Source organism: Rhizobium sp. WW_1 (assembly GCF_003610155.1).
GTDB classification, from domain to species: Bacteria; Pseudomonadota; Alphaproteobacteria; order Rhizobiales; family Rhizobiaceae; genus Rhizobium; species Rhizobium tropici_A.
In genome coordinates, this window is the sequence record NZ_RAIN01000001.1 from 1,444,236 (window position 1) to 1,468,419 (window position 24,184).

Here is a 24,184-nt window from a genome sequence, read left to right on the forward strand (position 1 = left end):
TGCCTCAATCATAGTAGGCCGGGGCATGCCTGAACCGAGACCATGCCTCGGGGTCATGCCCCGTGACCACCATGGCATCGGTCTGCTCGGCAAGCACACGCAGCTTGCCGACGGATCGCACCGTGTCGACGGCGGACGCCATGAAGCCGGGGAGCGCCTTTTCGTTCCAGTGATCAAGCGTATAGGCGGCATCGATAGCAAGCAATATTGTGCCCGCGTTCGGCAGTTGCACGAGGAAGGACTGATGGCCGACACTGTGGCCCGGTGTGAAGACCATCCGCAGCACTCCGTCGCCATAGAGATCGTAGCCATTGGTGGCATCGCCTTCGAGGAAGTGCCATTTCAAGCCGGGACGGTCGAAATCACGGCGGACATAGGCGCCGGCGGCGAACCAGTCCGGGGCGAAGGCATATTCGTATTCGCGACGCTGGACGATATGGGTCGCATTCGGGAACCGTCCGATGGCGCCGCTGTGGTCGGAATGCAGATGGGACAGCACGACGAAGCGGATGTCCTCACGGGATATGCCGTGTCTCGCCAGTTGGGCGACGCATCCCTGCCCCTCCGTCATCACAGGCTGGTAGCTGTCGACGGCATCGCCCCAGTAGCCACGCGGATCGGAAAGCCCCTCCACCGCAAGCCCGCCATCGATGACGACGTTGCCCTTTGGATGCGTGAGCAAAAACCACGGCACCGGGATTTCACAATCAGCGCCATTTCCCTGGTTCATCCTGATGTCGTGGGCCTTGCAGCGCTGCGAGCCCGATTGAAACATGTAAAGCCTGATATCGCTCATGAGCCCGACCTGTGGTTGACGTTCGAGCGCCGTTTTCTGTTATCGAGTGCTATCCCACCAGACGGCATCATCCACTTACATTTATCGGTTGAGCCGATATATTGGCGCACATGGATCTGCTGGTAGCGATGCGCGTCTATGTGAGGGTGGTGGAAAGGGGCAGCATGTCGGCTGCCGCCCGCGATCTCAGCATGGGCCAGCCTGCCGTCAGCGAGCGGATTGATCGGCTGGAGCAATATCTGGGTACACGGCTGCTGCTGAGAAACACCCGCAGGCTTTCCGTCACCGACGCAGGCGCCGCCTTCTATGAGCGCAGCAAACAGGTGCTGGAAAGCGCCGACGACGCGCTCAGCGTTGTCAATGGCGACCAGTCCTTGCGCGGCACGCTCAGGATCGCAGCGCCGCACGGCATCGGCGAGGTCATCCTGCCGGCGATCATACTCCGGATGCGCAAGCATTATCCGCTGCTGAAGATCGAGCTGATCCTCAACGACAGGATCGTCGATCCTGTAACTGAGGGCGTCGATCTCTCGCTGCGCCTCGGCGATCTTGGCGAGGGAAGCTTCATTGCCCGCAAGCTCGGCCATGTCGGTCGGGTGCTTGTAGCTTCGCCAGCCTATCTCGATGAGCACGAGACACCGACGATGCCCGATGAGCTTGCCGGCCATCCCTTCCTGCGTGTCTCCGGCCTCTTCAACGGCGGACGGCTTGCATTGATCGGCTCGGATGGGCAGAGCGAACTTGCCGCCACCGATATCGTCCTCAGCACCAGCCACTGGCGGCCATTGCACAGCCTGTTGCTCGACGGCGCCGGCATCGGCGTCTTGCAGGCGCCGGTGTGCGCCGAAGATCTGGCCAGGGGCAGGCTGATCCGGCTGCTGCCGGAATTTACCGTGCCGGGATTCGACCTGCACGCGCTCTATCCGGCGATAAGGCCGCTTCCTCCCCGGATTCGGGCAGTGCTCGCGCTGCTGGAAGAGCAGTTGCCGGCCGTTCTATCCTAGACTGGGAGGCGGGCAAGCAGGGTTTCGCATCTTGCCATCGCCCAGAGGAGCTCTTGTCTGCTTCCGCCTTGGGCAGCTTCGTAAACCTGCTGAAGACCGATGCGAAGCTGGTAGCAGGATAATACCAGCGGATCGCCCATGGCCTCCGGTTCATACTCTTCGAAATAGCGGGCCTGCGCCTCCATGCAAGCAAGCCACGGACGCCAGAAGAAGATGTTTGCGACATCGAAAAGCGGATCACCGAACAGCGCCTCGCTCCAATCGATGACGCCGGTGATGACAGCTCCGTCGACAAGCACATTGTTCGACCCGAAATCGCCATGCACGAGCCCGCGGATCTCGGGGCATTGCAGCACCAGGCTCATCAGGCGATCGAGATAGCGATCCGACCATCCCGCACCGATGACAGTATCCACGCTATCCCAGTCGTACTGCCTGCGGTCCGCGATCATGGCCAGAAAGTCGCGCCAGCTTGCATGTTTGCCGGTGCCTCGATCGTCAAAGCAGCCAAATCCCTGCGTCCCGGCAAGCGGCGATTCGGCCATGACCCGCAAGAGCCTGGCGACGGGTGCGACCACGGCAGGCAAAGCCGCGACCGAAAGATCCTGCAGGGTCAATCCGGAAGCCCGGCGCGAGACACAATAGGCCCGTTGATCCGCAACACCGATCGATAGGACTTCCGGGATGGGCAGGGCGGATGAAGCAAACCGCCTGGCGCAGAAGGCATCCTTCCGAAATCCGTCAGCCACGCGATTGATGCGGAGAATAAGGCTTTCGCCACCGATATGGATGCCGAAAGCCTGCGATTCCTCGCCTTGCGACACGGCGCTCCATTGCGAAATGGCGCCCAGATCGCGCTCGACGACGTCGACAATGGCTTTGGACAGTTGTGGCGGCTTCATTCCCTTCCTCACCTATGTCGAAATACAGCATGTTCCCTACGGAAGGCCAGTTTCAGCGCTGAAGAGCTAGTTGTCGACCCGATCGACGCGTCGCGTCGCCACATCGGGCGTTGCCCGCAAGGTCAGCGCCCAGAAGAGAAGCGTCAGCAGGCTTATGGCGGTACCGGAGATACAGACGCCCGTCCAGCCCGCATGGGCATAGATGATCGTCGAGGTCGATGATCCCACAGCGCTGCCGATCGAGTAGAAGACCATGTAGGCGGCGGTCAGCCTGTTCTGTGCGTCGGGCCTCACACGATAGATCATCCCCTGATTGGTGACGTGCGTCGCCTGCAGCCCGAAATCGATGACGAGGACGCCGAGGATGAGCCAGAGGATCGACTGATCCAGCATCGAGATCGGCAGCCAGGCAACAAGCATCAGTGCAAGCGCAATACCTGTGGTGCGCTGGCCGTGGCCGCGATCGGCCCACCGTCCCGCCCTGATGGCGCCAAGCGCCCCTGCGGCACCAGCAAGGCCGAAGAGGCCGACTTCGGTATGGGACATGGAATAAGGCGGCGCCGTCAGCGGCAGCACGAGCGGCGCAAGCAGCGTGGTGATATTGGCGAAGATCAGCATGGCGATGATCGCGCGTATACGCAGAACCGGTTCTTCGACAAGCAGGGTGCCGAGCGAGCGGATGAGACCAAAATAGGAAAGCCCACCCTTCGGCTTTTCCTGTCGCGGCAGCGCCCGCCAGAGGAGAAGCGCGATCACCAGCGTCAGCACGGCGGAGACGATGTAGACAGTCCGCCAGCCGGAGAGATCGGTCAACGTACCCGCGACACTGCGCGCCAGCAGAATGCCGAGGACGATGCCGCTCGTGACCATGCCGACGATATGGCCGCGCTCGGCGGGGTGCGCGAGGCTCGCCGCGTAGGCAACGAGCGCCTGCGTGACCACAGCGAGGAATCCGACGGCAGCCATGGAGGTAAGCAGCATAGCCGCGCTAGAGGAAAAGCCGACAGAGACGAGCGCCGCGACGCTCAGCAGCGATTGCGCGACGATGAGCTTGCGCCGATCGACCAGATCGCCGAGCGGCACCAGCAGGATGAGGCCGAGCCCGTAGCCGAGCTGCGTCACGCCGACGATCAATCCGGCAACCGTGCGCGACAGTCTCAGATCATCGGCCATGACATCGAGAAGCGGATGGGCGAAATAGGCATTCGCCACCGCGAGGCCGCTTGCGGCAGCAAACAGAAAAATCGTGGCGGGCGTGAGCAGAGAACCGGCTTCTCCCGCGTATCCGGCACCCGTGAGCGAACTTTCTTGCTTGGAATAAACACGCGCGGCATCCTTCGCGCTGCCAGCGGGCGGCGCGTCCTGATCGATCGTCATTGCAAAACTCCCGATTCTTCGGTTTAATAATGAAACCATCGATCGAGTAACATTATTGGTTTAATAATGCAACCATTCTTGCAGACAAAAGACCGGAAAGGCTGAGCGCATGGTCGCGCGGAAAAGTCTGAAGGGCGACTATTGCCCGAGCGCGCGGTCGCTCGACGTCATCGGCGACTGGTGGTCGCTCCTGATCGTGCGCGACGCCTTCGACGGGCTGACGCGCTTCGGCGAATTTCAGAAAAGCCTTGGCATTGCCAAGAACATTTTGACCGAGCGCCTGCGGACGCTTGTCTCCAGCGGCATTCTGGAGCTCGTTCCGACAAGCGACGGCGGCGCGCGCATGGAATACCGCCTGACGGCGGTGGGAAAGGATCTCTTCCCGGTCATGGTGGCGTTGCGTCAATTCGGCGAGCGCCATCTCTTTGCGCCGGCGGAAGAGCATTCGCTGCTGGTGGATCGCGCCACGGGACAGCCGGTGCAGCTTGAGGTCCGTGCGCAGGACGGGCGCCTCATCGGTCCGGACGAGGCGCTGATCTTGAAAGTACCCGAGGAGAAGTAAGCAAGGACGCCCCGCGTCCGCGACTACCGCATCTGTTTATCAAACCACCCGATGCGCGGCCTCACACGTGCGCCATGCCGCCATCGACGGTCAGTTCGGCTCCGGTCGTGAAGCTCGCGGCCGACGACAGCAGGAAGGCGATCGCTTCAGCCACTTCGTCCGCCTGCCCCCAATGGCCCATCGGGATCATATTCTCCACATAGCTGCGAATTTCGGGAACGGCGACGGCCGCCTCCGTCAGCGGCGTTTCGATCGGACCGGGCGAGACGACATTGACGCGGATGCGCCGCGCCATTAGGTCGGGCGACGTTCCGAGATTGCGGGCAAAGGCGCGGATGAAGCCCTTGCTTCCCGCATAGAGGGCGTCGCCGGGCTGGCCCTTGCGTCCGGCGACCGAACCGACGAAAACCACCGACGCGCCCTCCGCCAGAAGCGGCAGTGCGTGAACGAGGGTAAAGACGGCACCTTTGACATTCACATCCATCAACCGGTCGTAACGAGCAATATCGAGATCATCGATGGCGGGCGCGTTGGAGAGACCGGCATTGACCACAAGCCCGTCCAGCAAGCCGTGGCGCGATGTGACTTCGCTCATGAGACGGGCAATTTCGGCGGGCTCCGCGACATCGCCATGCAGGCACTCGCCGCGACCGCCGAGTTCACGCGCCAACGCCGCCAACCGGCCTTCGTCCCGGCCGGATGCGATGACATGCGCGCCGGCTTGCGCCAGCCGCAATGCCGTGGCTCGGCCTATGCCGCTGCTGCCGCCGGTGACAAGAATGATCTTCTTGGAAAGATGCGCAGATGTGTCTGGAGTCATCGCTCGACCTCTGTTATCAACACTTGTTGACAATTCAGATAGAGGCAAAGCACACAGATGTCAACGAGTGTTGATAATGAAAAACGAGCGCCGCGTCTTACGGCAGCGGAAAGCCGTGCCCGCATTCTCTTAGCGGCGCGAGCGGCTTTCACTCGAGCCGGATACGATGCGGTGGGGGTTCGCGAGATTGCGGCTTTGGCGGGTGTCGATCCGGCAATGGTGCCGCGGCTGTTTGGCTCAAAGGAAGCGCTGTTCACGATGATCGCGGACGAGGCATTCCGATTGGAGCCACCGTTTGACGGGTCGATCGACGGCATGGGCAGACGCGTGGCGCATCATCTGATGGGGCCGATCGCGCGTTGCGATCCCGACGATTTCGACGAATTCACCTTCCTGCTGCGCTCCGTCGGCAGCCCGACGGCAGCACCGATCCTCTCGGTCGCGCTGCATACGACCTTCATCAGGCCATTGTCGCAGCGGATGGACGGACCTGCCGCCGAGGCGCGGGCTGCGCTCGCCACGGCCTACGTGATGGGCTTTGCGGTGCTGCGCGCCGGGCTCGGTTCACCGAGCATCGAAGCCGCGGGACAGGATGTCATCATAGAAAGGCTCGGCGACGCCATCCAAGCCTGCCTGACGCCATGAAGGCGGCGGGGTCTGTCGCGGCAGTCATCTCGTCAAAAGACCAGCGACCGATGCAACTGTGCGCCGGCCCAGGCGCCGTCACCGACGGCCAGCGACACCGAATGCGGAATGCGGGCAGCATCGCCACAGGCAAAAGCGCCGGGCACTGTAGTTTCCTTCATGGCATCGGTCTGGATCTGCGTGCCGAACAGCGTTTCTTCGATTGCGCAGCCGAGCTGCTCGGCAATCCGGCTTGAGGGCGACACGCGTGTTGCGGTGAAAAGCCCGGCAAATTGCAGCAACCGCCCGTCGGCAAGGCGCACGTCGGCCTCCCCTTCCAATCTGGCGACCAGTGTTTCCTCAATCGTCACGCCGCGTGCGGCGAGATCCGCGCGCTGTTCCGCATCCGGGGCGAAGGCGCCATTGAGGAACAGCGTCACCTCTCCCCATTCCGGCAGCAGTTGCGCCTGATGCAGCGACATCGGCCCGGTAGCGATACAGCCGATACGGCCCTGATCAAGCTCATAGCCATGGCAATAAGGGCAATGGAAGATGTTTTTGCCCCAGCGTTCGCCAAGACCCTCGATCTCGGGCAAGGTATCGGAAACGCCGGTCGCGAAGAGAAGGCGCCGGCCGTCGTGGCGAACACCGTCGGCCGCAGTAACGACAAAGGCATCCTTTCGGCCCTCGGCCTGCTCGGCAGTCTCCTCGATCCAGGTCAGCGTCGGATAGGCCGCAAGCTGCTCTTTCGCCCTGCGGGCGATCTCGCCGGGATTGACGCCATCCTGGCCCAGAAAACCGTGGGAGGCATCGGCGAAACGATTGCGGCGCTTGCCGGCATCGACGACCAGCACCTTGCGGCGGGCACGGAGAAGCTGGAGGGCGGCTGCCATTCCGGCGTAGCTGCCCCCGATGACGATGACGTCATGGGTCATGACAGGGTCCTTTCTGAGCGCCAATGCGCATGACGCCGCGCGAATTCCGCGGCGAGATCGGCAAGCGTGACATTTTCGAAGCGCTTGAGCAGCAACGCTTCGGCTTCCGCAAAGGCCTCGTCGAGCACGGAGTTGACCGATTGCTCGACGAGGCACTCCGGCGTCTCGTTGCGATTGCCGATGGCGAAGACGGCAGGCTCGCCGAGCGCTTCGTGTAGCTGGTGCAGCGTGACGGTTTTGAGATCGGCCGCGATCGTCCAGCCGCCGGTATGTCCCTTGGCGGAATGCACGATCCCGACCTCGCGCAAAAGCCCCATGGTGCGGCGCACGACGACGGGATTGGTGCGCATGCATTGCGCCAGGACTTCGGAAGTCAGCGGCCCATCCTGCTCAGCCATATGGAGCAACGCATGAAGGACGGAGGAAAGTCGGCTGTCTCTTTTCATGTAACTTCAATTATTACGATTCGACACAACATTCAAGAGCCGACCGGATGAATGTGCCGCCACACGGAAATCGAGCCATGAGGCAGGACAGGCACGGCGTCGGCTAGGGGCGCTTTCTGAAGTGAACCTCGCGGGCCGAAGCGCAAATCCTGATTTCGTCGCCGAGCGACCATTCGGCTGCTCTTGCCGCCATCGCCGCCGGCACACCCTGCGAGCCCGGCCCGGCCGGAACATCATAGGTGGCGTGCGCATCATGCGGCAGCAGCACGCCATAGCCACGCTCAAGCGCTCCGCGCGTCGTCGCCGCAACGCACATCTCGGAAAGCACGCCGCAGATGACCAGTTCATGGATGCCGAACGCCGCCAAGACAGCATCGAGATCGGTGCCGTCGAAGCCGTCATCCTCCGTCTTCCTGATGATCACTTCACCGGACAGAGGCGGGAAATGAAGCTTCCATCCCGGCTGAAGCGGCTCATCCGGCGCGCCGGCCGGACCGTCGTTCTGCAGGAAAATCACCGGCGCCCAGGCCGATCGCGCCTTGTCTAGCAGGGCCTCGACCATCGACGTCAACATAGTATGACCAGGAACCGCATCCGGGCCATCCACGAAGGCATTCTGCATGTCGACAACGAGCAGTGCATCGGCCTGCGGATGGCGATCGGATAGCTTCTGCTGCTCTTTTTCCATCGATCAATCTCGCCCCACCTTGAAACAAATCCTGAAGCATATGGGGATGCCCCGGGAAACATTGAACTACCTCAGAATGCGGCTTTGATGATCATCTCGGCGCCGAGCACCAACAGGCAGATCAGGAACCAGCGGCGGAAGGTGGCCGGGCTGACGCGATTGCGGACGATCTGCCCTGCCCACATGCCGGCAAGCGCCGGGACGATCGCGAGAACCGACAGCGCGAGATTGTCGATGCGAAAGGCACCCTGCCAGGCGAGCGCTCCGGCAAGCGCCACGGTGGAGATGGTGAAGGAGAGGCCGAGCGCCTGGATCAACTCTTCCTTCTCCAGTCCGAGCGCCTGCAGGTATGGCACCGCCGGCACGACGAAGACGCCTGTGGCACCGGTGAGCACGCCGGTCATCAGGCCGATGATCGGCGACAGCAGCGGCTCCAACCTTGCCGGCACACGAAGCTGGCGGGCGAGCAGAGCGTGGCCCGCATAGACGACGAGCGCAGCACCCAGCGCTGCCGTCGTCACCAACGTGTCGCCGGCGGCAAGAAAATATGAGCCGGCGAAAGTTCCAACGATCACGGCAAGCGCCAGCAGAAGGAAGCGGCGGGCAAGCGCGCCAAAGCGGGGACCGGCCAGCAGCTGCCAGACATTCGTCACGAAGGAGGGGACGATCAGCAGGCTGGCAGCCGTGAGCGGAGAGATCAGGGCACCCAGGACGCCCATCGCCACGGTCGGCAGGCCCATGCCGGTCACGCCCTTGACCATGCCGGCGACGAAAAAGGTCGCGGAGATCGCCGCGACAAGCCATATAGAATGATCCATCATGCCCTTCTCCTAGCAAATCGGAGGTCGGGCACAATGCGGATCATACGAAGAGAGCCTTCGGCTATACCGAAGGCTGGATATGCGTTAATCTCCACCTTATGCGCTTCGACCTGACAGACCTTCGTCTTTTCCTTGCCGTCGTCGATGCCGGCAGCATCACCCATGGAGCCGCCGATGTCGGGCTTTCGCTGCCGGCCGCCAGCGAACGGTTGCGCGACATGGAGACGAATGGCGGCGTGCAGCTTCTGGAACGCGGCCGGCGCGGCGTGAGCCCGACGCCCGCTGGCGAGGCACTGGCGCATCATGCCCGGCTGATCCAGCGGCAGCTGACACAGATGCGTGGCGAACTTGGCGAACATGCAAGCGGCCTCAGGGCGACGATCCGGCTTCTCGCCAATACCGCCGCGATTGCCGAATATCTGCCGCCGCGCCTTGCCGAGTGGATGGGAAAACATCCGCGAACCGATATCGATCTCAAGGAACGCCAGAGCATCGAGATTGCGCGCGCGGTTTCGTCCGGACTGGCCGAGATCGGCATCCTATCGGACGCCGTCGACACGTCGGGCCTGATATTGCGGCCCTTCGCGATTGATCGTCTGGTGGTGGTGATGCCTCGCGATCACGCGCTTGCAGCAGCAAGGCAGATCGCCTTCACTCATATCCTGCATGAGCATTTTATCGGACTAGCCGGCGGCGCGTTGCAAGATCATATCGATGCGCAAGCCTCCCGGCTCGGCGTACGGCTGAAGATGCGGGTGCGGATGCGGACATTCGAGAGCATCTGCGATATGGCCGGCCAGGGCATAGGTCTCGGCATCGTGCCGGAGACGGCGGCGCGTCGTTGCAGCCGGTCCGCGAAAATCGCGGCCCTGCGCCTGACAGACAGCTGGGCCACGCGCCGGCTTTCGGTCTGCTCGCGTTCCCTTGAAGAGCTGCCGACCCCGGCGCGCGATCTTTTCGAGCATCTGGCAACGAAATGACCACTGCCTGTTGAAAACGCGAATTTGGATCGACTAGTCTTGGAAGATGGCTGTCGGGCGGAGGCGGCGCAATGGGAGGTAGGTATGGAATTTCACGACGACGAACTTCATCGCTTTGAAGCCGAAGGGGCCGCGCCCCTGCCACATACCGAAGTGGAGGGCCATGTCGATCATGATGGTGCCCGCATCTGGTATGCCTCCTATGGCAACGGCGCTCCGGTGATCCTCCTGCATGGCGGGCTCGGAAACAGCGGAAATTGGGGCTATCAGATCACCCCCCTGATCGATGCCGGCCATCAGGTCATCGTCATCGACAGCCGCGGCCATGGGCGCAGCACGCGGGACGAGCGGCCCTATACCTACGAGCTTATGGCCTCGGACGTTCTCGCCGTCATGGACAGGCTGAAGATCGACAAGGCCGCCATAGCCGGATGGAGCGACGGCGCCTGCATCGGCATGGTGCTTGGAAAAACCCATCCGGAGCGCGTTTCCGGCGTCTTCTTCTTTGCCTGCAACATGGACCCGAGCGGCACGAAGGAGTTCGTGGCGACGCCGATCATCGAGCGCTGCTTCTCCCGTCATACGAAGGATTATGCGGCCCTTTCGGCCACGCCGGACCAGTTCGATGCCTTCGTCGAGGCTGTCGGCCTGATGCAGCGGACGGAGCCGAACTACACCGTTGCCGATCTCGGCGAGATCAACGTGCCGGTCGCGATTGTCCAAAGTGAGCATGACGAATTCATCAAGCGCGAACATGCGGATTATCTCGCGCGGCACATTCCCGGCGCAAAGCTGATCTTGCTGCCCGGCGTCAGCCATTTCGCGCCGCTGCAGCGTCCGGCGCAGTTCAACGCCGCCTTGCTTGGCTTTCTCGCAACCATTCCGGCCTGATACGAGATTCGGTTGCGCACGTCCGATTGTTGGAATAAATGATGACCATCATCTTATTCGAACTCCCGAGACCGAATCGCCGCTGACAGGCCCTTCCGCCCCGGGGAGCACTTTGGCTCCAGGCAGGAGAATTTTATGACAGCCACTTTGTTTTCGCCGCTTTCCGTCGGCCCCTACGAGCTTGCGCATCGCATCGTCATGGCGCCTTTGACCCGCATGCGCGCAAGCCAGCCGGGCAACGTGCCTTCCGCGCTGAATGCCGAATATTACGCCCAGCGCGCCAGCGAGGGCGGGCTCATCATTTCCGAAGGCTCGCAGATTTCCCGCGCCGGACAGGGCATGCCGGCAACGCCTGGCATTCACACCGCCGAACAGATCGCCGGCTGGAAAGCGGTAACCGAAGCTGTTCATTGCAAGGGCGGCAGGATCTTCCTGCAGCTCTGGCATGTCGGCCGCATTTCGCACTCCTCGCACCAGCCCGGCGGCGCGCCGCCGATTGCCCCTTCCGCCATCGCCGCCAAGGGTGATGCCTTTACCGCCTCCTTCGAACGCGTGCCCTTCGAGACGCCGCAGGCGATCGACATCGACCTGATGCCGCTTTTGATCGATATCTATGCCCAGGCCGCCGCCAACGCCAAGCAGGCCGGTTTTGACGGCGTCGAAATCCACGGCGCCAACGGCTATCTGATTGAGCAGTTCCTGCAGGCGCGCACCAACCAGCGCACCGACCAATATGGCGGCTCGATCGACAACCGCACGCGGTTGCTGCTGGAAGTGGTCGAGGCGGTTTCCGAGGTCTGGGGTTCGGATCGCGTCGGCGTCCGCCTCTCGCCCTTCGGCATCGCCAATGACAGCGGCGAGGACGATCCCTTGCGCCTCTATGGTCATGTCATTCGCGAGCTGGACCGACTGCACCTCGCCTATCTGCATCTGATCGAGCCGCGTGCCAGCGGCGCCGGCCAGGCCGAAGTCGACCACAAGAACGTGCCTTCAGCCGCGGAACTCTTCCGGCCCGCCTGGTCCGGCACGCTGATCGCCGCCGGCAATTTCCGGCCCGATACAGCCGAGGCGACACTTGCCGCCGGCCATGCCGACGCCATTGCCTTCGGCCGGTTGTTCATCGCCAACTCCGATCTGCCGGAGCGCATTCGCCGGCGCGCGCCTCTCAATCCCTATCATCGCCCGACCTTCTATGGCGGCGGCGCCGAAGGCTACACCGACTATCCGTCGCTTGATGCCAGGGAGGCCGCCGAATGAGCACGCCAAGCGCCATCATCGTCGGAGTGGGTGCCGAACAGGGTCTGGGGGCGGCGCTCTGCCGACTTCTCGCGGACAAGGGCTATCATGTCGTCATTGCCGGCCGGACGGCCGCGAAAATCGACCAGGTAGCTGCTGCCATCCAGGCGTCTGGCGGCAGCGCCGAGGCTATCGAAACCGATGCGACCGACGAAGCTGCGGTCATCCGGCTGTTCGAGCATGCCTTTACCGATCGGGAGGATATCGCCCCGCCCGATCTCATCGTCTTCAATGCCGGCATCAATCGCCAGATCGGCTTTCGTGCTGTCACCGCGGCGCAGTTCGAGGAATTCTGGCGCGTCTGCTGCTTCGGCGGCTTCCTCGTCGGCCGCGAGGCGGCACGTCATCTGGCGCCGCTCGGCCGCGGCACCGTGATCTTCACCGGGGCGTCCGCCAGCCTGCGCGGCAAGGCGGGGTTTGCGCAATTCGCCGCCGCCAAGGCCGGCCTTCGGATGATCAGCCAGAGCATGGCGCGCGAGTTCGGTCCGCTCGGCCTGCATGTCGCCCATACCATTATCGATGGCGGCATCGACGGTGAGCGGCTGCGTTCGCGCCGACCGGATGTCGATACTGATGGGTTACTGAATATCGACGCTATCGCCGAGAGCTACTGGCATATTCATCGCCAGCATCCTTCGGCCTGGACGCAGGAGCTCGATCTCCGGCCCTATAAGGAAAATTTCTGAGGCATAGCAGCGTTGCTTTAGCAATTTCGCGACAGCGCCTTGGCGAGAGCGAAGAACTTCGGGTCTTCGAACCCGTCGCGGCGCCTCAAGCGGATTTCGCTTTCGGTGTCCGATGTCTCGCACGGTATCGTGAAGGACCAGGCCGACGGGCGCTTTCGGCGTGGGAAGAGCCCGGCCAGCCAGCCCAGCACGCTCCGTCCTCCAGCGTTGTCCTCATGTTCGGGCAATGGCGGATCGACGGCATTCGGATTATGGGGATCGCCCCATCGTTCATCATAGAGATCCTTGAAGAAATGATTGGTCAGCATTGCCTGGTTTTTCCATTTTGAATCGATTCAAATTCAGTTCGGATTGTTTTCTTGAATCGGTTCAATCGTACGCTCCGAACGCCAAGTGTCAAGAAGAATTGAACCGATACAACTTCATTGCTAGTATCCGCCGGAAGCATACGGAGGATTCATTGGCCAAGGGCACGATCAGGCTCGCGGATGTCGCCAAGGCGGCGGGCGTATCGCAGGGAACTGCTTCCAACGTCTTCAGCCGGCCAGACGTGGTGCGCGATGAGGTGCGCGCGCATGTGCTGGAGACGGCGAAGCGGCTCGGCTATGCGGGGCCGAGCCTGACGGGGCGCCTGTTGCGGGCCGGAAAGGTCAATGCCATCGGCGTCGCCGCAGTCGAGCCGCTCGCCTATTTCTTCGACGATCCCTGGGCAAGGGCGCTGCTGGCGGCCATTTCCCAGGTCTGCGACGCGAGCGGCACCGGCCTGGCGTTGGTTTCGGCCAAGGACCGGCAAAAACTGGACTGGAATATCAAGAGCGCGCTGGTGGATGGCTTCATCCTGCTCTGCGTCGAAGGCGGCGAAAAGCTGGTTCATCTCACGCGCGAGCGGCAACTGCCTTTCATTGCGCTTGCGTTGAACGACGAGGATGCGTCGATCCCTTCGATCAGTGTCGACAATCTCGGAGGCGCCGCGGTCGCGGCCCGGCATCTGGCGGAATTGGGCCATCGACATTTTGCCGTGCTTGCGACCGAACTCTCCGATGACCATCTCGGGCCGGTCGGCATCAGCGACATCGACCGGGCGATCTATTCCACCTCGCGCGATCGCGCGCTCGGCTACTGGCAGGCGCTGGAGGCCTTCGGGATTCGGCGCGAAGACGTACCGATCTATGAGACGATCAACGACAAGCCGAGCGTCGAAGCCGGGCTCGACTACCTGTTTTCTGCGCTAGAACCACCGACCGCGATCCTCGCCATGTCGGACAATATCGCCTTGCTGACGATCAACTGGCTGCGGGCGCGGGGCCTTTCGGTGCCGCAAGACATCTCCGTCATCGGCTTCGATGGCGTGCCGGAAGGCGGCATGGTGGAGCCGGGACTGACGACGATGGCGCAGCCCTTTGCCGAGATCGCGCGGTGCGCGGTGCAGGCCGTTCTTCATGATGCCGTGCCGGCCGAACGCAAGATGATCGGCGTCACGCTGGTCGTGCGCGGCAGTACGGCGGCGCCGAAAAGCTAACCCGCGACAGGCGAAGCCGCGCTTTGCCGCCACCCTGCTCACTCACGTCAAACAGCTTGCTGCCCGCCCTCCAGGTTTGCCGCCCGCATTTCGACGAGCTGGCGCGCAGCGGCAGCGGCGGCATCCTTGTCGCTTGCCACCTGCACCGTCGGAAAGGCGAACTGGATGCCGTTCTCATCGAAGGACTGCTTGATCAAGGCCAGCGCGCTGCGTCGGATGACCGAGAGCTCGTTGGGCTTGGCGGTGACCGCCAACCTGATCTCGATCGCGAAATCGCCGAACTGTTCAACACCTTTCATCTTCAGCGTCTGAATGATGCTCGGCTTCAGGTCCTCGTCTTCGAGCAGGCGCTGACCGATATCTTTGACGATGCGCTTCAGCTTCACGAGATCGGTATCGTAAGTGACCTTGACGATGATCTTGTCGATCGCCCAGTCGCGATTCATGTTGTTGACCGCGCCGAGCGAACCGAAAGGGATCGTCGCCAGTGGGCCGCGCTGGTGGCGTAGCTTCACCGAGCGCAGGCTGAAGGATTCCACCACGCCCTTGTAGTGGCCGCTTTCGATATACTCGCCGATGCGAAAGGCATCGTCCCAAAGGTAGAAGACGCCGCTGATGACATCCTTGACGATGGTCTGCGCACCGAAGCCGACCGCGACGCCGACGACGCCGGCGCCCGCGATCAACGGCCCTATCTGAACGCCGAGGCCCGACAGCACCATCATGATCGCGATGATGCCGATGACGACGGCAAGGATATTGCGGAAGATCGGCAGCAGCGTCTGCAACCGGGCGCGGCTCGCCCGCATCTCATCCGATTCGCCGACGGCGGGAAGTGATTGCATCACCTTGCCGTCGATATAGGTTTTTGCCAGTTGCCAGACGAGATCGGCGACAAGGAGGATGACGATGCCGCCCAAAATACCGCGGGCGATGCGGCCGATGACCGATTCGCTGCCGCTCATCATCGCATGCGCCTCGACACCCAACATGTGGCCGAGCCACAGGGCCGCGAAGGTAATGATCAACGCTCGTAAGCCGCGATCGAGAAGCACGGCCGCGATCTTGCCGGCGCCGAAAATGCCGTCCGCAGCATCATGCAGTGCTTCGATTGCCTGCGTCGAGACCGAGAGAACGCGCGGCAGCAATATCGCATAAATGCCGAGCCAGAGCAGGCCATCGAAGCCAGCGACCCAGAGGCACCAGAGGGCTACGAAGAAAATCGTCAGCAACCAGGACGCGGTCTTTGCTCCGCGTTTTTCCGGCGCGAGCGGACGCGACCAGACCGCGGATACGGCGATCAGAAACAGGCCGATGCCGAGCGTATAACCGATCAGGTCCCGCGCGCCTGCGGAAAAGTCCAGCGATGTGACAGCCTGTATGATCGCCCAACCGCAGGCGAAATAAATGGCAAACAAGGTGCATCGCCGATACCAGTAGCTCGCCATCCGCCGCCGTTCGGCAATGCGGGCAGTGCCGCCATCTTCGTCGAGGACATCGTTGGCGCGACGCATTGCGATCAGTTCCATCACCAGCTTGCCGATGGAGATCGCCAGCCTGATGGCCACCAGCGCGATGACGCAGGCGATGGCAAAGCTTTCGATGGCGGGCGGCCAATCGAAAGCAAGAAGCGGAACGAGCGTCACCAGGCCGTGGATGATCGCAGGCACCACACCGCCCAGAAACTGGAACCGCGCCGCCTGCAGCGCGGTCTCCGTGCCTGCTGCCCTTTCGGCGCGCTGCATGTGCCTGGCGTTGATGAAGCGCGCAACGGCGAGCTCCGCCACCAGCCCCAGGAAAAAGAGGATCACGATCTGGACGATGATCTGTACGAGACCGACCGACCTACCCTCGCCCTCAAGTCTTTCGGATGCCGTCATGACCTCATAGGGCAGCGTCATCGCCGCGCCGGAGACCAGTTCCAGATGATGCCGCGTGTGGCCAAGCATGCCTGACAGAACCGACATCTGGTCGCCGTTGGCTGCGACCGGATTGGCGGCGGAAGTGGGCTGGGTGTTGAGCTGCGCGCTGAGCCATTGCCTGACGTCGGGTTCGTTCATCAGCTGGATCAGCTCGCGAACCTTGTCTGGCGGTGGAGCCACCGGTTGCGTCGCGGCGGCATTCTGCGCAAGCACCGCGGCAGGTGCAGCCAGTGCAAACAGACATAAAAGCAGGCCCATGATCGTACGCCTGCCGCCCCCGACATTCCTCATATGCGCTGCCCTTCTCGCAATCGGACCATCTGGCCCGTTCCTGCAGACTATACGCGTTTTTCATACGGGCAAGCAGGCACTTAATCCCCACCATGCCGGCATTGCCCCGCAACGCCAGCCGCGCTAGGTTCTCAAGCAATACCGTTCAGTACTCGGGGATGCGCGTGTTCAATTTCCTGAAAAGGCTCTTCGGCAAAGGCAAGCGCGCGGAGATGCAGCGCGGCCAGACCTTCCCCGTGGCAGAGTCCGAAGATGCGGCAGCGAGCAAGACACTCGATCTCAACATTCCCGACGAAGCCTTACATGACGAAGCAGCCTTTGCCGCCTATTTGCAGGAGCGGCTGCCGTTCTTCGGCGACCTGATCCGCGTCGATTACGATCCCGCCGCCGGCAGCCTGACGCTGCACAGCCGCAACGGCGACACGATGACGAAGTTCCTCAGCAACGCGCTGCTGGCACTGCGTGAAAAGCGCGGGCCTGCGCGTGCGCAAGCGCTGCTCAACTATCTCAACATGACGGAAACCATGGCAGACAACAGCGAGCTCACGCAGGTTCTGCCTGTCCTGAAAGCGCGCGATTTCGTCGAGGTGGCCCGGCAGCAGATGGTGCAAGCCGTCAAGGACGAGCCCGATCCGCCGCAATTCGTCTATCTCGATGAGGCCGAAAACCTGATCAAGCTCTTTGTCGTCAATGGCGAGTCTACCGTCAGCTACGTCATGTCCACGGCACTCGACGATTGGGGCATCGACGCCAGGGAGCTTGCGGAAATGGCGCAGGCCAATCTGCAGAAATTTTTCGCCAAGACCGGCGTTCAGATCGCCAGGCGCAGCCGGTTCCAATATGTCGAGGTGGACGGCCAGTTCGAATCCAGCGTCGCCTTCCTGCCGAACTTCTGGGCACAGGTGCAGGAGCAATCCGGCGGCGCAGCGCCGATCGCCGCATTCCTGTCACGCGACAAGGTGTTTTTCACCCATGAGAACGACATTGAGGGCCTGCAGCTTCTGGAGCTGATCAGCGCCGATTTGAGCGACGTGCCCTACGTTATTTCGCCGGATCAATATCGCTGGGAAAACGGCCGGTGGACACTGTTTCGGCGTGTCGCCCGGATGGAAGCGGCGATCCGCCACTAGCTGCCAAAGCGACCTGCCTACAATAGCGTCAGACGAACACTTCCTGATCGACGCGGTCTTCCGCGCCAAAGAATTTCAGATAGCGCTCGACTTCGGCGGGCTCGCCGGTCGCCTTCTGCGGATTGTCGGAGAGCTTGACGGCTGGGCGGCCATTGGCCTCGATGACCTTGCAGACGATCGAAATCGGGTTGAGGCCCTTGAGTTCGGTCGGAGCGCAGCCGGCGAAGTCGTTGGTCAGGTTAGTGCCCCAGCCGAAGCTCATGCGCACGCGACCATCGAAATGCCTGTAAGTGTCGATGATGGCATCGACATCGAGGCCGTCAGAGAAGATCAGCAGCTTCTGGCGGGGATCGCGGCCCATCTTCTTCCACCACTCGATGATCTTCTCGCCGCCTTCGATGGGCGGGGCGCTGTCGGGGCGGAAGCCGGTCCAGTCGGCCACCCATTCCGGCGCGTTGCGCAAGAAGGAAGCCGTGCCGAAGGCATCCGGCAGCACGACGAGCAGGTTGCCGCCATAGAGACGGTTCCAGTCGCGCAGGACCTTGTAGGGCGCCTTGCCAAGCTCTTCGTCGTTGCGGGCAAGGGCGGCGGCGACCATCGGCAGCTCATGCGCATTGGTGCCGACGGCTTCGAGATCGGAGTCCATAGCGAGCAGAACATTGCTCGTGCCGGTGAAGGCATGAGGCACACCTTCCTTCAGCGCCTCGACGCACCAGCGCTGCCAGAGGAAACTGTGGCGGCGGCGGGTGCCAAAATCGGAAATGCGCAGGCCCGGCAGCTCGCGCAGCCGCTCGACCTTTTCCCACATCTTGGCCTTGGCGCGGGCATAGAGCACGTCGAGCGTGAAGGGGCCGAGCGCCCTTAGAGCCGAGCGCGAGCGAAGCTCGTTGATGATGGCGAGCGCGGGGATTTCCCACATCGTCGTTTCCTTCCACGAGCCGTGGAAGTCGAGAATATACTGGCCGTCGCGCTTCGAAAGCTCGTATTCCGGCAGCTGGAAATTGGAGAGCCAAGCGAGGAATTCCGGCTCGAAGATCTGGGCGCGGCCGTAGAAACTGTTACCCGCCAGCCAGATCATCTCCTTCTTGGAGAGGCGAAGCGTGCGGGCATGATCGAGCTGCTCGCGCAACTCCTTCTCGTCGATGACTTCGGCGAGGCGAACGCTCTTGGTGCGATTGATGAGCGAGAAAGTGGCGTCGACATCCGGATAGAGCTTCCAGATCATCTGCAGCATCAGAAGCTTATAGAAATCCGTGTCGATCAGACTGCGGATGATCGGATCGAGCTTCCAGGTATGGTTATAGACGCGGGTGGCAATATCCGTCTTGGTCATGTCGTTCCTGCCCCGTCTCCTGCCCTGCGGACGTCATGCTCTTTGCCGGCGGGCGTGCCGGCATGGGTATATAGCGCCCTGTTATCAAAAAATGTTGAGCGAAAGTCCAGTCGCTGAAAGAAAATTGATACCAGGGCAAATGGGTTGCGTTTTGCTTGCAACAATCGAGACGAAGGGCCTCGATCACTGCCATCTGATACAGACTTAATAACCCCGGCCGCGATCTACCAGATGCTGCAGCGGTTCGCCGCGTTCGAAGCGGGCAATCTGTTCCTCGACGTGGCGCATCAGCGACTTTTCGTCCGACACGGCGGAATCGTGCGGCGTGATGATGACATTTTCTAGGGTCCAAAGGGGATCGTCGGCCGAAAGCGGTTCGACGGCAAAGACATCGAGCGAAGCGCCGCCGAGAATGCCGGTACGAATAGCCGAGGCGATATCGGCCTGTACCTGGCTCTTGCCACGGCCGGCATTGATGAAGACCGGCTTTCCAAGAGCGCCGTGACGACGGAGCTTTGAAAACAGCGAGGCGTTGTAGATGCCCGTCGTCTCCTGTGTCAGCGGCAGCAGGCCGACAAGAATATCGGTGCGCGCCAGGAATTCATCGAACCCACCTGCGTCAAAGGTTTCGATACCATCGATCTCCTTCCTGCTGCGGGACCAGCCGATAACGTTGAAGCCCATGATCTTCAATTTGGCGGCGGCATCGCAGCCGAGAACGCCGAGGCCCATGATGCCGACGGTAACATCCGCCGCCTCCGGGCCATGTTGCGGCACCCAGACATGCTGGCGCTGGTTCCTGAAATGCCCCTGCACGTCGCGCAGATGCATCAGGCACTGCATGACGACCCATTCGCTCATGCGCGTCGTCAAGCTGCGATCGACGAAACGGACCATCGGAATATCGGGCAGGCCGGCGATCGACAACATGGAATCGACGCCGGCGCCGCCCGAGAAGATCACCTTGAGATTGGGTGCCCGATCGAAAAGATCGGCATCCGGCTTCCACAACAGCGCATAATCGACATGCCTCAGATCCGCGCCCTTGTTGGCGGGGTCGACCAGATTGATGCTGCCGCGATCGGCAAAGGCGGTTTCGAGCGCCTTGGCGACGGTCTCGGGGCTGAACTTGAGGTCGACGAGAACGGGGCTCTTGGCCGGCATGGCGATGTCTCTATTGCTGGATGGCGGCGGTCGGCACCGCCTCGATGTTGAAGGCGGCGGCGAGAAGCGCCTTGGTATAATCCTCTTTCGGCGCGCGAAAGATATCAGCCGAAGCGCCTTGCTCGACGACCTTGCCGAAGCGCATGACGATCAGCTCATTTGCGAGCGCCTTCACCACCTTCAGATCGTGGCTGATGAAGAGATATGCAAGGTCGTGCTTCTTCTGAAGATCACGCAGCAAATCCACCACCTGCGCCTGCACGCTCATGTCGAGCGCCGAGGTCGGCTCGTCCAGCATGACGAAACGCGGCTTCAGCACCATGGCTCGGGCAATCGCCACACGCTGGCGCTGGCCGCCGGAGAATTCATGCGGGAAGCGCCAGCGGGTGATCGGGTCAAGACCGACCTCCTCCAGCGCCCAGCAGACGCGCTTGTCACGCTCGTCGGCCGAAAGCGACCGCTCGTGCACCTTGAGCCCTTCGGCGATGATTTCGCCGACCGACATGCGCGGGCTGAGCGACCCGTAAGGGTCCTGGAAGACCACCTGCAGCTGGTTACGCAGCGGCCGCATCTCGCGGAACGAATAGCCGGCTATATCCTTGCCGACGAAGGCGATGCGGCCCCGCGAGGAAATGAGGCGTGCGAGCGCAAGGCCGAGCGTCGTCTTGCCCGAGCCGGATTCGCCGACGACGCCCAGCGTCTGACCGGCTCTCAGCTTCAGATCGATGCCGTCGACCGCCTTCACGTGATCGACGACCTTGCGCATGAAGCCGGCCTTGATCGGGAACCAGACGCGGATGTCGCTGCCTTCCATGACGACGGGCTTGTTCGCATCGCTCACCGGCGGCTCGCCGCGCGGCTCCGCCGCCAGCAGATGGCGGGTATAGTCATGCTGCGGCCTTGTGAAGACGTCCTCCACCGTGCCGGTCTCGACGATGCGGCCCTTGGTCATGACGCAGACGCGGTCGGCGAACTTGCGGACGATGCCAAGATCGTGGGTGATGAACAGCATCGACATGCCGTGCGTGCCCTTGAGATCGCGCAGCAGTTCGAGGATCTGCGCCTGCACTGTGACGTCGAGCGCGGTCGTCGGCTCGTCGGCGATCAGCAACTCCGGACGGTTGGCAAGCGCCATGGCGATCATCACGCGCTGGCGCTGGCCGCCAGACAGTTCATGCGGATAGGCCTTGAGGCGCTTCTCCGGCTCGCGGATGCCGACCTGATTCAAGAGTTCCAGCGTTCGGTTGCGGGCGGCCTCGCCCACCATGCCCTGATGCAGGGCAAGGATCTCGGTGATCTGCCTCTCGATCGAATGGAGCGGATTGAGCGAGGTCATCGGCTCCTGGAAAATCATCGTAATATCGTTGCCGCGCACAGTGCGCAGCTCGTTATCCGATGCCTTCAAGAGGTCCTTGCCCTTGAACAGGATCTCGCCGGAAGGGTGGCTCGCCGCAGGATAAGGCAAGAGCTTCAGGATCGAATTGGCCGAGACCGATTTGCCCGAGCCGGATTCGCCGACCAGTGCCACGACCTCACCCTTTCTTATATCGAAGGAAACGCCGTCGACGGCAATCGAGGTCTGCCCGCCTTGATGGAAGGCGACCGACAGATTGCGGACGGACAGAAGCGGGGTGGAGTTTTCGCTCATCGGAACGTCTTCCTCGGATCGAAGGCGTCGCGCACGGCCTCGCCGATGAAAATCAGCAGCGACAGCATGATCGACATGGTGAAGAAGGCCGAAAGCCCCAGCCAGGGAGCCTGCAGGTTGGATTTGCCCTGGGCGATCATTTCGCCGAGCGACGGCGAGCCAGGCGGCATGCCGAAGCCAAGGAAATCGAGCGAGGTCAGGGTGGTGATCGAGCCCGACAGGATGAAGGGAACGAAGGTCAGCGTCGCAACCATCGCGTTCGGCAGCAGGTGGCGATACATGATGGTGCGGTTGTTGACGCCGAGCGCGCGGGCGGCACGCACATATTCGAAATTGCGCGCCCGCAGGAACTCGGCGCGCACGACGCCGACGAGACCCACCCAGGAAAACAGGAGCAATATACCGAGCAGGATGAAGAAGCCGGGCGGCAGCACCGAAGCGATGATCAGCAGGATATAGAGCACCGGCATGGACGACCAGATTTCGATGAAACGCTGCATCAAAAGATCGGTCCATCCGCCGAAATAGCCCTGCACCGCGCCGGCGCAAACGCCGACAACGGCCGAGCAGATGGTGAGTACCAGGCCGAACAGCACCGATATGCGGAAGCCATAGATCAAGCGAGCCAGCACATCGCGCGCCTGATCGTCGGTGCCGAGCCAATTGAAATTGCTCCAGTTGCAGTTCGGGTCGGCAACGCCACCCGCATAGCCCGAGCAGCGCTGCTCCTTGCTCATCATCCAGAATGGCGGGGTCGGCGCCGACTTTCCTTGAGGAAGGTTGGAATTGGCCGTCTGATAGGAATAGTGGATCGGCGGCCAGATCATCCAGCCATGGGCGTTGATTTCGTCTTGGATATCCTGGGCGCGATAATCGGTCTGCGCCAGGAAGCCGCCGAATTTCTCTTCCGGATAATCGACGAAGACCGGCGTCAGGATCTCGCCCTTGTAGGAGACGAGGATCGGCCGGTCGTTGACGATGAATTCGGCGCCGAGCGTGAGGATGAACAGGACCAGGAAGATCCAGAGCGACCAGTAGCCGCGGCGATTCGCCTTGAAATTCTCCCAGCGGCGCACATTGGTCGGCGAGAATAGGCCCTTGCGTGGCGGCTTCACCGTCGTCGGGAGTGTCTGTTGATTGGCTGCATCCATCACACGTCCCTCCGCTCGAAGTCGATGCGCGGATCGATCCAGGTGTAGATCAGGTCGGAGACGAGGCTGACCACGAGGCCGAGCAGCGAGAAGATGAACAGCGTCGCGAACACCACGGGGTAGTCGCGCTGGACCACCGAGAGATAGCTCAAGCGGCCCAGGCCATCGAGCGAGAAGATATTCTCGATCAACAGCGAGCCGGTGAAGAATGCGGAGATGAAGGCGCCGGGAAAGCCGGCGATGACGATGAGCATGGCGTTGCGGAAGACATGTCCATAGAGCACGCGCCGTTCGGAAAGACCCTTGGCGCGGGCGGTGATGACATATTGCTTCTTGATCTCTTCGATGAAGGAATTCTTGGTGAGCAGCGTCGTGGTGGCGAAGGCTGCCAGCGACAGCGAAATCAGCGGCAGCACCAGATGCCAGAGGTAATCGAGGATCTTCTGCCACCAGTTCAGGTCGGCGAAATTATCCGAGACGAGGCCGCGCAGCGGGAACCAGTCGAAGAAGGAGCCGCCGGCAAAGAGCACGATCAGCATGATGCCGAAGAGGAAGCTCGGGACGGCATAGCCAATGATGATGATGCCCGATGTCCAGACATCGAAGGTCGATCCGTCCTTGACCGCCTTGCGGATGCCGAGCGGGATGGAAATGGCGTAGGAAAAGATCAAAATCCAGATGCCGAGCGAGATCGATACCGGCAGCTTCTGGGCGATCAGATCGATGACGGTGGTATTGCGGAAGAAACTCTCGCCGAAATCGAAGCGGATATAGTTCCACATCATCTGGCCGAAGCGCTCGAGCGGCGGCTTGTCGAAGCCGAACTGCTTGTCGAGCTTGGCGATCAGCTCGGGATCGAGCCCCTGCGCGCCGCGATATTTCGAGCTGCTGTCGTCATAGGATTGCTGGGCCAGCATGTCGGTGCCGCCGGACAGGCGTCCGGTGGCGTTGTCGCCCTGCCCGGTCAGCTGCGCGATGACCTGCTCGACCGGGCCGCCCGGCGCGAACTGCACGATGGTGAAGGAGATCGCCATGATGCCGACAATGGTCGGGATCATAAGCAGGAGGCGTCGCAGAATATAGGCGCCCATCAGTCCGCCGCTCCCCCGAAGAGGGGTATAGTCCGCCTCGCCTCAATCCGTCCGTCTATCAAATCATATTCCCTTCCGCCGGAGGTAGGCCGGCGCAGTCACTGTCA

At 61.9% G+C, this 24,184-nt stretch carries 24 protein-coding genes; 9 read left to right on the top strand and 15 right to left on the bottom strand.

From position 1 onward, the window contains the following. Positions 1-4: 4 nt before the first annotated feature. Positions 5-796, bottom strand: a complete 792-nt coding sequence (gene attM / locus BJ928_RS07010) for an N-acyl homoserine lactonase AttM (protein WP_183079366.1) — start codon at positions 794-796, stop codon at positions 5-7. A 110-nt stretch (positions 797-906) separates the two neighbouring features. On the opposite strand from attM, the gene BJ928_RS07015 reads away from it, so the two are divergent. Further along, complete coding sequence (locus BJ928_RS07015) at positions 907-1,800, top strand: LysR family transcriptional regulator (RefSeq protein WP_047634934.1); 894 nt, start codon at positions 907-909, stop codon at positions 1,798-1,800. Here BJ928_RS07015 and BJ928_RS07020 read toward each other — a convergent pair. Next, positions 1,797-2,702: an aminoglycoside phosphotransferase family protein gene (locus BJ928_RS07020; protein ID WP_052227874.1), complete on the bottom strand. Its 906-nt coding sequence runs from the start codon at positions 2,700-2,702 to the stop codon at positions 1,797-1,799. The two genes, BJ928_RS07015 and BJ928_RS07020, sit on opposite strands and share 4 nt — an antisense overlap. Positions 2,703-2,768: 66 nt before the next feature. After that, on the bottom strand, positions 2,769-4,079 hold the full coding sequence (locus BJ928_RS07025) for an MFS transporter (RefSeq protein ID WP_047634932.1): 1,311 nt from the start codon (positions 4,077-4,079) through the stop codon (positions 2,769-2,771). Between the two features lie 109 nt (positions 4,080-4,188). Here BJ928_RS07025 and BJ928_RS07030 point away from each other — a divergent pair, with 109 nt between their 5' ends. After that, complete coding sequence (locus tag BJ928_RS07030; RefSeq protein ID WP_047634931.1) at positions 4,189-4,641, top strand: helix-turn-helix domain-containing protein; 453 nt, start codon at positions 4,189-4,191, stop codon at positions 4,639-4,641. Positions 4,642-4,702: 61 nt separating this feature from the next. Here the strand turns inward: BJ928_RS07030 and BJ928_RS07035 are convergent, their stop codons facing one another. After that, complete coding sequence (locus tag BJ928_RS07035; RefSeq protein WP_047634930.1) at positions 4,703-5,461, bottom strand: SDR family oxidoreductase; 759 nt, start codon at positions 5,459-5,461, stop codon at positions 4,703-4,705. A 57-nt stretch (positions 5,462-5,518) separates the two neighbouring features. On the opposite strand from BJ928_RS07035, the gene BJ928_RS07040 reads away from it, so the two are divergent. After that, complete coding sequence (locus BJ928_RS07040; RefSeq protein ID WP_082011960.1) at positions 5,519-6,106, top strand: TetR/AcrR family transcriptional regulator; 588 nt, start codon at positions 5,519-5,521, stop codon at positions 6,104-6,106. Positions 6,107-6,138: 32 nt separating this feature from the next. On the opposite strand, the gene BJ928_RS07045 is transcribed toward BJ928_RS07040, so the two are convergent. The 4 genes from BJ928_RS07045 to BJ928_RS07060 all read right to left on the bottom strand — a co-directional run bounded on the left by BJ928_RS07045 (position 6,139) and on the right by BJ928_RS07060 (position 8,975). Continuing rightward, entirely contained in the window at positions 6,139-7,020 is an 882-nt protein-coding gene (locus BJ928_RS07045) for an NAD(P)/FAD-dependent oxidoreductase (RefSeq protein WP_047634929.1), read from the bottom strand. Next, a complete protein-coding gene (locus BJ928_RS07050; protein WP_047634928.1) occupies positions 7,017-7,466 on the bottom strand; it encodes an Rrf2 family transcriptional regulator in 450 nt (149 codons plus the stop codon). Before BJ928_RS07050 ends, BJ928_RS07045 begins: the two co-directional genes overlap by 4 nt. A 103-nt stretch (positions 7,467-7,569) precedes the next feature. After that, positions 7,570-8,154, bottom strand: a complete 585-nt coding sequence (locus BJ928_RS07055; protein WP_047634927.1) for a cysteine hydrolase family protein — start codon at positions 8,152-8,154, stop codon at positions 7,570-7,572. 71 nt (positions 8,155-8,225) lie between these two features. Further along, on the bottom strand, positions 8,226-8,975 hold the full coding sequence (locus BJ928_RS07060; protein ID WP_047634926.1) for a sulfite exporter TauE/SafE family protein: 750 nt from the start codon (positions 8,973-8,975) through the stop codon (positions 8,226-8,228). A 98-nt stretch (positions 8,976-9,073) separates the two neighbouring features. Here BJ928_RS07060 and BJ928_RS07065 point away from each other — a divergent pair, with 98 nt between their 5' ends. From BJ928_RS07065 to BJ928_RS07080, 4 genes are all read left to right on the top strand, one after another. Continuing rightward, positions 9,074-9,955 carry a LysR family transcriptional regulator gene (locus tag BJ928_RS07065; RefSeq protein WP_047634925.1) on the top strand — a complete coding sequence of 294 codons (882 nt, stop codon included), beginning with the start codon at positions 9,074-9,076 and terminating at the stop codon, positions 9,953-9,955. A gap of 84 nt (positions 9,956-10,039) precedes the next feature. Next, complete coding sequence (locus BJ928_RS07070; RefSeq protein ID WP_047634924.1) at positions 10,040-10,846, top strand: alpha/beta hydrolase; 807 nt, start codon at positions 10,040-10,042, stop codon at positions 10,844-10,846. A 135-nt stretch (positions 10,847-10,981) separates the two neighbouring features. Then, positions 10,982-12,103 carry an alkene reductase gene (locus BJ928_RS07075; RefSeq protein WP_047634923.1) on the top strand — a complete coding sequence of 374 codons (1,122 nt, stop codon included), beginning with the start codon at positions 10,982-10,984 and terminating at the stop codon, positions 12,101-12,103. After that, positions 12,100-12,828: an SDR family NAD(P)-dependent oxidoreductase gene (locus BJ928_RS07080; RefSeq protein WP_047634921.1), complete on the top strand. Its 729-nt coding sequence runs from the start codon at positions 12,100-12,102 to the stop codon at positions 12,826-12,828. Before BJ928_RS07075 ends, BJ928_RS07080 begins: the two co-directional genes overlap by 4 nt. Before the next feature lie 17 nt (positions 12,829-12,845). Here BJ928_RS07080 and BJ928_RS07085 read toward each other — a convergent pair whose 3' ends face one another. Next, the gene (locus BJ928_RS07085; RefSeq protein ID WP_047634919.1) at positions 12,846-13,136 is read right to left on the bottom strand and encodes a hypothetical protein; all 291 of its coding nucleotides are present in this window, start codon (positions 13,134-13,136) and stop codon (positions 12,846-12,848) included. A 152-nt stretch (positions 13,137-13,288) separates the two neighbouring features. Here BJ928_RS07085 and BJ928_RS07090 point away from each other — a divergent pair, with 152 nt between their 5' ends. Then, positions 13,289-14,347 (top strand): LacI family DNA-binding transcriptional regulator, encoded by a 1,059-nt coding sequence (locus BJ928_RS07090; RefSeq protein WP_047634917.1) that lies wholly within the window; start codon positions 13,289-13,291, stop codon positions 14,345-14,347. 47 nt (positions 14,348-14,394) lie between these two features. Here the strand turns inward: BJ928_RS07090 and BJ928_RS07095 are convergent, their stop codons facing one another. After that, a complete protein-coding gene (locus tag BJ928_RS07095) occupies positions 14,395-16,560 on the bottom strand; it encodes a mechanosensitive ion channel family protein (protein WP_047634916.1) in 2,166 nt (721 codons plus the stop codon). A 158-nt stretch (positions 16,561-16,718) separates the two neighbouring features. Between BJ928_RS07095 and BJ928_RS07100 the strand changes: the two genes are divergently transcribed. After that, a complete protein-coding gene (locus BJ928_RS07100) occupies positions 16,719-17,690 on the top strand; it encodes a hypothetical protein (RefSeq protein WP_245432232.1) in 972 nt (323 codons plus the stop codon). A 28-nt stretch (positions 17,691-17,718) separates the two neighbouring features. Here the strand turns inward: BJ928_RS07100 and pncB are convergent, their stop codons facing one another. The 5 genes from pncB to BJ928_RS07125 all read right to left on the bottom strand — a co-directional run bounded on the left by pncB (position 17,719) and on the right by BJ928_RS07125 (position 24,077). Further along, positions 17,719-19,023, bottom strand: coding sequence for a nicotinate phosphoribosyltransferase (gene pncB, locus BJ928_RS07105; RefSeq protein ID WP_047634915.1), 1,305 nt, complete (start codon positions 19,021-19,023; stop codon positions 17,719-17,721). Positions 19,024-19,227: 204 nt separating this feature from the next. After that, positions 19,228-20,187: a glyoxylate/hydroxypyruvate reductase A gene (locus tag BJ928_RS07110; protein WP_047634914.1), complete on the bottom strand. Its 960-nt coding sequence runs from the start codon at positions 20,185-20,187 to the stop codon at positions 19,228-19,230. A 10-nt stretch (positions 20,188-20,197) separates the two neighbouring features. Further along, positions 20,198-21,835: an ABC transporter ATP-binding protein gene (locus tag BJ928_RS07115; RefSeq protein WP_047634913.1), complete on the bottom strand. Its 1,638-nt coding sequence runs from the start codon at positions 21,833-21,835 to the stop codon at positions 20,198-20,200. Beyond that, complete coding sequence (locus BJ928_RS07120; RefSeq protein ID WP_047634912.1) at positions 21,832-22,986, bottom strand: ABC transporter permease; 1,155 nt, start codon at positions 22,984-22,986, stop codon at positions 21,832-21,834. Before BJ928_RS07120 ends, BJ928_RS07115 begins: the two co-directional genes overlap by 4 nt. Then, positions 22,986-24,077, bottom strand: a complete 1,092-nt coding sequence (locus BJ928_RS07125; RefSeq protein WP_047634911.1) for a microcin C ABC transporter permease YejB — start codon at positions 24,075-24,077, stop codon at positions 22,986-22,988. Before BJ928_RS07125 ends, BJ928_RS07120 begins: the two co-directional genes overlap by 1 nt. Positions 24,078-24,184 lie beyond the last annotated feature (107 nt).